Here is a 9,004-nt window from a genome sequence, read left to right as displayed (position 1 = left end):
CGCCGGTGCTGGCCGGGCCGACGGTGACCAACGTCGACTTCCCCGCCGGCCGGCCGCCGGCCGCCGGCTACTGGCCCGAGCGGTCCTGCATCCTCTCCGGCCGCCCGGAGCAGACCGCGACCTACGTCTACGAGAGCCCCGACAAGCTGTTCGCCGCCGGCATCTGGACCTGCCGCCCGGGCAAGTTCCGCATCGACTTCGGCCGGGACGAGTTCATCCACCTGCTCGAAGGCGTCGTGATCGTCACCGACGCCGAGGGCACCGCGAAGACCTACCGGGCCGGCGACGCCTTCGTCACACCGAAAGGTTTTTCCGGCACTTGGGACGTGATCGAGCCGGTGAAGAAGCACTTTACCTATTACGGCGCCGTCGACTGAAGCGCCTTACGCGGCCCGGGGATTCCAGCCAGGGCGGTCGCTGGAAGCCGCGTTCGCGGCTTCAGGGCGCGAAGAGCGCCCCGCGGAGCGGAAGCCCGAGCCCGCGGATGCGGGCGCCGGCGATTGAGGCCGCAATGAAAAACGGGGCAAGCGCTGTCAGGCGATTGCCCTGGGGCGCCAGCGATCGAGCTCGCTGTCGATCGCGCCCTCGGTGCCGCGCATGAACTCGGCCGCCGACAGGCCCGGCGCCAGGGGGGCGAGGTAGCTCACCGTCACGGTGCCGGCCCGCGTCGAGGACCCGGTCGGCCAGTACAGCCCGGAGTTGACCGCCACCGGCAGCACCGGCAGGCCGAGCCGCCCGTACAGCAGCTCGACGCCGCGCTTGAACTGCAGCTTCTCCGCGATGGTGCCGCGGGTGCCCTCGGGGAAGATCAGCACCGAACGCCCGTCGGCCACGGCGGCGCGGCTCTCGTCGATCATCGTGCGCAGGGCCTGCGTGCCGTTGGCGCGGTCGATGATGATCATCGGCGAGCGGCGCAGGAACCAGCCGACCACGGGGATGGCGACCAGCTCGCGCTTGGCGATGATCGCCACGTCGGGCACCAGGATCAGGAAGGCCAGCGTCTCCCAGGCCGACTGGTGGTTGGCGACGATCAGGCAGGGCTCGTTCGGGATGCGCTCGCGCCCCTCCTCGACGTAGCGCAGGCCGCAGATCGTGCGGAGCCCGAACAGGATGCCGCGCGCCCACAGGCGCGTCGCCGCGCGGATCGGCCGGACCGGCGAGCCGGAAGCGGCCAGCACTGCGAGCGGCGCCAGGAACAGAGCGGTCCAGGCGGCCCAGTAGGCGTTGAACAGGACGGAGCGGATGCGCGGCAAGGGCGATGTCTCTGGCGTGTCGTCTAGCGGGGGGCGAGCGGTGGTCCGTGCGCGGACATACTCCGTCGTCCTGGGCTGAGCACGCCATTTCCGCGAGGCCCCCGGTCGCGGCGTCGATCGCACGGCCGAATCGCGCTATCCAGCCGCGTCCCCCCGAGAACCGCGAGCGTTTCCGTTGCGCCTCACCGTCACGTCCTGGAACATCAACTCGGTGCGCCTGCGCATCGACCTCGTGCTGCGCTTCCTCGCCGAGGCGAAGCCCGACGTGCTCTGCCTGCAGGAGACCAAGTGCCCGGACGACGCCTTCCCGCTGAAGGCCTTGCGCGGCTCCGGCTACGAGAACGTCGTCTTCGCCGGGCAGAAGGGCTACAACGGCGTCGCGATCCTCTCGCGGTTCCCGCTGATCACCCGCGACGTGATGAGCTTCTGCGAGCGCCAGGACGCGCGCCACATCTCGGCGGTGCTCGGCCCCGAGGCGGGCGCGGCCGCGGGCATCGCGTTGCACGATTTCTACGTGCCGGCCGGCGGCGACGTGCCCGACACCGCCCTCAACCCGAAATTCGCGCACAAGCTCGATTTTCTACGCGACCTGCGCGCCTGGGGCGGGCGCCGGATGAAGGGGCCCGCGATCCTCGTCGGCGACCTCAACGTTGCGCCGCTTGAGCACGACGTCTGGTCGCACAAGCAACTCCTCGACGTGGTGAGCCACACGCCGGTCGAGACCGAGGCGCTCGAACGCCTGCGCAACGAGGTCGGCTGGGTCGACACCGCGCGGCTGCTGACCCCGCCGCCCGAGAAGATCTTCACGTGGTGGAGCTACCGCTCGCCCGACTGGGCGGCGGCCGACAAGGGCCGGCGACTCGACCACGCCTGGGTCTCGCCGGACCTGGCCGGCACCGTGCGCAAGGTCGACGTCGCGCGGGACGTCCGCGGCTGGGAGCGCCCGTCCGACCACGCGCCCGTGACGCTGACGCTGGAGCTCTGACCGGAACGCGGACGGGCTCGGCGCATTGCACCTTCACACGCTCGTGAAGAAGGTCCGCCGACCCATGCGAAAGATCCTGCTCGCCTTCCTGCTGCCGAAGGTCGTCTCGTATCTCCGCCGCCGCTACGGCGGCGGGCAGACCCCGCACCGCCGCTCGTTCTGAGCGTCTGCACCCAGCCACGGGGGCATGCCCCCTGTGGTCCGGTTTCAGCCTGATGCCTGCGACGCGCCCGCCCTCACCCGGCGGGCGTTCTTGCGTCCGTAGCCCGCGTAGAGGGCGAGGCCGAGCGCGAGCCAGATTGCGAGGCGGATCCAGGTCTCGCCCGGCAGGCCCGCCATCAGCAGCAGGCACGACAGGATGCCGAGGCCGGCCACCGGCGTGACCGCCGGGACCCGGAACGGGCGCGGCCGGTCCGGCTCGGTCCGCCGCAGGATCAGGACCGCGGTGCAGACCAGCACGAAGGCGAACAGCGTGCCGATGCTGACGAGTTCGCCCAGCTCCTCGATCGGCACGAGGGCGGCGACCAGCGCGGTGAGCCCGCCGATCGTCGCCTGGCTCGACATCGGCGTGCGCGTCGTCGGGCTCACCCGTGCGAACAGGCGCGGCAGCAGGCCGTCGCGGGCCATGGCGTAGAACACCCGCGCCTGCCCGTAGAGCGCGGTCAGCGTCGCGGTGGTCAGCCCGACCAGCGCGCCGAGCTTGATCGCGACGCTGAAGCCGCCGAGCCCGATCGCGTCGATCGCCCTGGCGATCGGGTCGGCGACGTTCAGCGACCGGTACGGCACGAGGCCGGTGAGCACCGCGGCGACGGCCACGTAGAGCACGGTGCTCACCGCCAGCGACCCGAGCAGCCCGATCGGCGCGTCGCGCTGCGGATCACGGGTCTCGCCGGCGGCGGTCGAGACCGTCTCGAAGCCGATGAAGGCGAAGAACACCACGCCGGCCCCGCGCAGGATGCCGCTCCAGCCGAATTCCCCGAAGGTTCCGGTGTTCTCCGGGATGAACGGGTGCCACAGTTCCGGCTTCAGGTGCGCGGCGCCGACGCCGACGAAGCCGAGGATGATCGCGACCTTAAGGGCCACCATCGCAGCGTTGACCCACGAGGCCTCGCGGCTGCCCCGCATCAGCAGCGCCGTCAGCGCGAGGACGATTCCCGCCGCCGGCAGGTTGACGAGGCCGCCTCCCCCGGGCGCTGCGGCGAGGACCGCGGGCAGGCGCAGGCCCGCATCCGCCAGCAGGCTCTGCGCGTAGCCCGACCAGCCGACCGCGACGGTGGCCGCGGCGAAGGCGAATTCCAGGACGAGGTCCCAGCCGATGATCCAGGCGCAGAGCTCGCCGAGCGTCGCGTAGGTGTAGGCGTAGGTCGAGCCCGGCACCGGGATCATCGCGGCGAGTTCCGCGTAGCACAGCCCGACGAAGGCGCAGGCGATGCCGCCGGCCACGAACGACAGCGCCAGCGCCGGCCCGGCATATTGCGCGGCGGCCGTGCCCGTGAGGACGAAGATCCCCGCCCCGATCGTCGCGCCCAGGCCGATGCAGACCAGCCCGAACGCCGACAGGTCGCGGGCCAGCGCCGGGCCGTCTTCGTCGTCATGCGCGGCGACGAGCGCGGCGACGGATTTCTTCGTGGCGAAGAGGCCGGTGCTCATGGGATGGCGTGGTCCGAACCCGCGGGCGATGCGCGAGGCTGCGGCAAGAGCCGCGCCAGCGATAGCCGCGTCGGGCAATGAATCTTCGCGCGCTCCGCGATCAGGCTCCGGCCGGCTGCGGAGGCGAGCGCGGGTCCCTTCTCCCAGGGGGAGAAGGACAGGATGAGGGGCGTGCCCTGTCCTGAGAGGTCACGCCCCTCACCCCGACCCTCTCCCCATGGGAGAGGGGGTCGCGCGGTGCTTCGAACGATCCATCCGGTGCTGTCATGCCGCGATGGACGTCAGTTCGAAGGCAGCGCGACGCGCGACCGCCCCCCTCAGCGCCGCTCGTACAGCAGCCGCGCGCGGATCGTGCCCGGGATCGCGCGGATCTCGGCGAGCAGGGTCTCGGCGTCGGCGTTGGTCGCGTCGGTCTCCAGCACCACGTAACCGACCTCGCCGTCGGTCTGGTAGAACTGGCCGGCGATGTTGATGCCGGCGCTGGAGAACACCGCGTTCAGGCGGTTGAGCATGCCGGGCAGGTTCTGCTGCACGTGGATGAAGCGGGCGCCGGTCGGCCGCGGCGGCAGCTGCACCTGCGGGAAGTTCACCGCGCCGATCGTCGAGCCGATGTCGGAATAGTCCACGAGCTTGCGCGCGACCTCTGCGCCGATGCGCTCCTGCGCCTCCTCGGTGGAGCCGCCGACATGCGGGGTCAGGATCACGTTCTCCAGGCCCTGGAGCGGCGAGACGAAGCGCTCCTGGTTCGAGCCGGGCTCGACCGGGAACACGTCGACGGCGGCGCCCGCCAGGTGCCCGTCGCGGAGCGCGCGAGCGAGCGCGTCGAGGTCGACGACGGTGCCGCGGGCGTTGTTGATCAGGTAGGCGCCCGGCTTCATCGCGCGGATCTCGGCCTCGCCGATCATGTTGGCGGTGGCGTCGGTCTCGGGCACGTGCAGCGAGACCACGTCGCTCTGGGCGAGCAGGTCGGCGAGCGAGGCGGTCGGCTCGGTGTTGCCGTGGCGAAGCTTGTCGGTGTGGTCGTAGAAGACCACCCGCATGCCCATGGCCTCGGCCAGCGTCGAGAGCTGCGTGCCGATGTTGCCGTAGCCGACGATGCCCAGCGTCTTGCCACGCACCTCGACGGAGCCCGTCGCCGACTTGTCCCACTGGCCCGCATGCGCCCCGACCGAGCGCGGCACGATTCGGCGCAGCAGCATCACGATCTCGCCGATGACGAGCTCGGCCACCGAGCGGGTGTTCGAGAACGGCGCGTTGAACACCGGCACGCCGCGGCGGCGGGCGGCGTCGAGGTCGACCTGGTTGGTGCCGACCGAGAAGCAGCCCACCGCGAGCAGCCGGTCGGCCGCGTCGAGGGCGGCCCCATCGAGCTGGGTGCGCGAGCGGATGCCGAGGATGTGGATGCCCTTCAGGGCCGCGTGCAGGGCGTCGCGGTCGAGCGCCTTCGGCAGGCGGACCAGGTTGGTGTAGCCCGCCGCCTGCATCAGGCCGACGGCGCTGTCGTTGATGCCTTCGAGCAGCAGCACCCGGATCTTGTCCTTCGGCAGGGACAGCCGTTCCGGCAGGACCAGCGTCTCGGGGGGCAGTTCGTGGTTCATGGTGCGATCGGTCATGTGGCGAGAGGCGCGTCGCGCCGCGTTGCGGCAGCGTTAGGAGCCGCAATGCCGCGAAGCAACGACGCATGGGGATGGCTGGGATGCATCCGCGCGCCGTTATATCCGGCCTGGGCCTGCGGCTCTGCGCGCGAAGAGCGCCCCGCGGAGCGAAAGCCTAAGCCCGCGGAGGCGGGCGCCGGCGACTGAAGCCGAAGGAGAATAAGGCAAGCGCTTTCGAGCGGTTGACCGCGTGCCCGCGCCGGGCTGGCGTCGGCGAGGGTTTCGTGTATGGTCCGCGCGGCCTCGGCCCGGCGACGGGCGGGGCCGAAACCGCTTGGGCCAACGACCCTGCTGGACGACATCCCGGCATCGGCCAAGATCCGAGCACGACCCGCGCCTGCCGACGCGCAGCCCTCCCGTTTCGGAGGGGCGACCGCACGGCACCTCCGAACACCTCACCTGAAAGGCACTGCGATGTCGATCTCGGCAGAGCGCAAGACCGCGCTCATCAAGGAATACGCGACCGTCGCCAAGGACACCGGCTCGCCGGAGGTCCAGGTGGCGATCCTCACCGAGCGGATCACCAACCTGACCGCCCACTTCAAGACCCACGGCAAGGATAACCATTCCCGCCGCGGCCTCCTGAAGATGGTCTCGCAGCGCCGCTCGCTGCTCGACTACGTGAAGCGTCGGGACGAGGCCCGCTACCGCGGCCTCATCGAGCGCCTCGGCATCCGCCGCTAAGCACTGCACGCGGTTCCGAGCCCGGCTCGGGACCGTTTTTTATGGAAAGCATTTTCGAGCGAGGCGGACACCGGCTCGCGTGAAGAAAATGCGACGACACACCGAGATGGGGTGTCTTTCGCGATCCGAGGATCGCGGAGGACGCTCCCGTACCTCGGGTGGCCGGAACGGGTCCGGCCCTCCGAGCAACGGGCGACTTCGAGGCGCGAACACCAGGGACAGGATCGCAGGGCACTCCGCCGCCGGAGTGTCCCGCCGTCTTGCCCCTGGCCGCGCCGGGTTCGCCCGCCGCACGATGGCAAGGAAAACAGAATGTTCGACGTACAACGTGAAGAGCTGATGTGGGGCGATCGCCGCCTCGTGCTGGAGACCGGCAAGGTCGCGCGCCAGGCCGACGGCTCGGTGATGGCCACCTACGGCGACACCTCGGTGCTCGCCACCGTCGTCTCCTCCAAGGAGCCGAAGGTCGGGATCGACTTCCTGCCGCTCACCGTGAACTATCAGGAGCGCGCCTACGCCGCCGGCCGCATCCCCGGCGGCTACTTCAAGCGCGAGGGCCGCCCGTCCGAGAAGGAGACCCTGGTCTCCCGCCTGATCGACCGCCCGATCCGCCCGCTCTTCATCGACGGCTGGCGCAACGACACCCAGGTCGTCGTGACCGTGCTCACCCACGACCTCGAGAACGATCCCGACATCCTGGCGATGGTCGCGGCCTCCGCGGCGCTGACCCTGTCGGGCGTGCCGTTCATGGGCCCGATCGGCGCGGCCCGCGTCGGCTACGCCAACGGCCAGTACGTGCTGAACCCGCCGGTCCCGGAGATGGACGGCGCGGTGCTCGACCTCGTCGTCGCCGGCACCACCGACGCGGTGCTGATGGTCGAGTCCGAGGCGAAGGAGCTCTCCGAGGAGATCATGCTCGGCGCCGTGATGTTCGGCCACAAGCACTTCCAGCCGGTGATCGAGGCGATCGTCCGCCTGGCCGAGAAGGCCGCCAAGGAGCCGCGCGCCTTCTCCCCGCCGGAGAACGCCGACGTCGAGGCCGCCGTGCTCGTCGTCTGCGAGTCGGAGCTGCGCGACGCCTACAAGATCACCGTCAAGCAGGAGCGCTACAAGGCCGTCGACGCCGTGAAGGCGAAGGTGGTCGCCGCGCTCTGCCCGGCTGAGGGCGAGCAGAAGTTCGCCCCCGAGAAGGTCAAGGCCGCCTTCAAGGAGGCGCAGTCGAAGGTGGTCCGCTGGAACATCCTCGACACCGGCTCGCGCATCGACGGCCGCGACGTGAAGACCGTCCGCCCGATCGAGAGTCAGGTCGGCGTGCTGCCCCGCGCCCACGGCTCGTCGCTGTTCACCCGCGGCGAGACGCAGGCGCTGGTCGTCGCGACGCTCGGCACCGGCGAGGACGAGCAGTACATCGACGCGCTGCAGGGGACCTACAAGGAGACCTTCCTGCTGCACTACAACTTCCCCCCCTACTCGGTGGGTGAGACCGGCCGCATGGGTTCGCCCGGCCGCCGCGAGATCGGCCACGGCAAGCTCGCCTGGCGCGCGATCCACCCGGTGCTGCCGCCGGCCCACGAGTTCCCGTATACGATCCGCGTCGTGTCCGAGATCACCGAGTCGAACGGCTCGTCGTCGATGGCCTCGGTCTGCGGCGGCTCGCTGTCGCTGATGGATGCGGGCGTTCCGCTGCGCCGTCCCGTCGCCGGCATCGCCATGGGCCTCATCCTCGAGGGCGAGCGCTACGCGGTGCTCTCCGACATCCTCGGCGACGAGGACCACCTCGGCGACATGGACTTCAAGGTGGCCGGCACGGACGAGGGCATCACCTCGCTCCAGATGGACATCAAGATCGCTGGCATCACCGAGGAGATCATGCGGGTCGCCCTCGACCAGGCCCGCGACGGCCGCGCCCACATCCTCGTGGAGATGGCCAAGGCGCTCACCGCCGCCCGCCCCGAGCTCGGCGAGTACGCGCCGCGCATCGAGACCATGCAGATCCCCACCGACAAGATCCGGGAAGTGATCGGCACCGGCGGCAAGGTGATCCGCGAGATCGTCGAGAAGACCGGCGCCAAGATCAACATCGACGATTCCGGCACGGTGAAGATCGCCTCGGCCGACGGCAAGGCGATCAAGGCGGCCTACAACTGGATCCGCTCGATCGTGGCGGAAGCCGAGCCGGGCATGATCTACGAGGGCACCGTCGTGAAAACGATGGAGTTCGGCGCCTTCGTGAACTTCTTCGGCGCCAAGGACGGCCTCGTCCACATCTCGGAGCTCGCCGCCCAGCGGGTCGCCAAGGTGACGGACGTCGTCAGCGAGGGCCAGAAGGTCAAGGTCAAGTTCCTCGGCCAGGACGACCGCGGCAAGATCCGCCTCTCGATGAAGGTCGTCGACCAGGAGACCGGCGAGGACCTCACCGAGAAGCTCAAGGCCGAGCGCGCCGAGCGCGGCGAGCCCGAGCGCGAGGAGCGGGCCCCGCGCGAGCGGAGCGAGCGCAGCAGCCGCGGCGAGCGTCGCAACGCCAACGACTGATCGTCTGGACCTGAGGTCCTGACGGCGAAGACGGCGCGATCCCCTAGGGGGCCGCGCCTTTTTCGTGGGCGGTTCCGGTGCGGCGGCAAACGACACGGCTTGAGGAACGGCGGCGTTCGCAAGGCGTTCGATCCGCGAACCCCAACAGGAGTGCAGTCGATTCCATGGCCAACGACATGATCCACGACATCTTCAGCGGCGAGCCGAACCTCAGCACCACGGAGCGCGCGGTCTCGGTGGCGCTC

At 70.3% G+C, this 9,004-nt stretch carries 7 protein-coding genes and 1 pseudogene; 5 read left to right on the top strand and 3 right to left on the bottom strand.

Annotated elements, in window-relative coordinates; translation table 11 throughout:
- On the top strand, window positions 1–377 hold a 377-nt coding region (locus FV222_RS11060), incomplete at its 5' end, for a cupin domain-containing protein (RefSeq protein WP_210248481.1).
- Between the two features lie 156 nt (window positions 378–533).
- Here the strand turns inward: FV222_RS11060 and FV222_RS11055 are convergent.
- Window positions 534–1,253 carry a lysophospholipid acyltransferase family protein gene (locus tag FV222_RS11055; protein ID WP_147750962.1) on the bottom strand — a complete coding sequence of 240 codons (720 nt, stop codon included), beginning with the start codon at window positions 1,251–1,253 and terminating at the stop codon, window positions 534–536.
- 175 nt (window positions 1,254–1,428) lie between these two features.
- Here FV222_RS11055 and xth point away from each other — a divergent pair, with 175 nt between their 5' ends.
- The gene (gene xth, locus FV222_RS11050) at window positions 1,429–2,238 is read left to right on the top strand and encodes an exodeoxyribonuclease III (protein ID WP_147814277.1); all 810 of its coding nucleotides are present in this window, start codon (window positions 1,429–1,431) and stop codon (window positions 2,236–2,238) included.
- 207 nt (window positions 2,239–2,445) lie between these two features.
- Here xth and FV222_RS11045 read toward each other — a convergent pair whose 3' ends face one another.
- Both FV222_RS11045 and serA read right to left on the bottom strand, forming a co-directional pair.
- On the bottom strand, window positions 2,446–3,888 hold the full coding sequence (locus tag FV222_RS11045) for an amino acid permease (protein ID WP_147814275.1): 1,443 nt from the start codon (window positions 3,886–3,888) through the stop codon (window positions 2,446–2,448).
- 317 nt (window positions 3,889–4,205) lie between these two features.
- Window positions 4,206–5,453, bottom strand: a complete 1,248-nt coding sequence (serA, locus tag FV222_RS11040) for a phosphoglycerate dehydrogenase (protein WP_147750970.1) — start codon at window positions 5,451–5,453, stop codon at window positions 4,206–4,208.
- Between the two features lie 504 nt (window positions 5,454–5,957).
- Between serA and rpsO the strand changes: the two genes are divergently transcribed.
- From rpsO to FV222_RS32015, 3 genes and pseudogenes are all read left to right on the top strand, one after another.
- Window positions 5,958–6,227, top strand: a complete 270-nt coding sequence (gene rpsO / locus FV222_RS11035; protein ID WP_147750959.1) for a 30S ribosomal protein S15 — start codon at window positions 5,958–5,960, stop codon at window positions 6,225–6,227.
- A 312-nt stretch (window positions 6,228–6,539) separates the two neighbouring features.
- Window positions 6,540–8,759, top strand: a complete 2,220-nt coding sequence (gene pnp, locus FV222_RS11030) for a polyribonucleotide nucleotidyltransferase (protein ID WP_147814273.1) — start codon at window positions 6,540–6,542, stop codon at window positions 8,757–8,759.
- Window positions 8,760–8,923: 164 nt separating this feature from the next.
- Window positions 8,924–9,004 (top strand): annotated as a pseudogene (locus FV222_RS32015) (DUF2892 domain-containing protein); the annotation flags it as partial.

Origin of the sequence: Methylobacterium sp. WL103 (genome assembly GCF_008039885.1) — a bacterium.
In the GTDB taxonomy this organism is placed as follows: domain Bacteria; phylum Pseudomonadota; class Alphaproteobacteria; order Rhizobiales; family Beijerinckiaceae; genus Methylobacterium; species Methylobacterium cerastii.
Note: the sequence above shows the minus strand (reverse complement) of the source record. Positions and strands in the feature narration are given on the sequence as shown.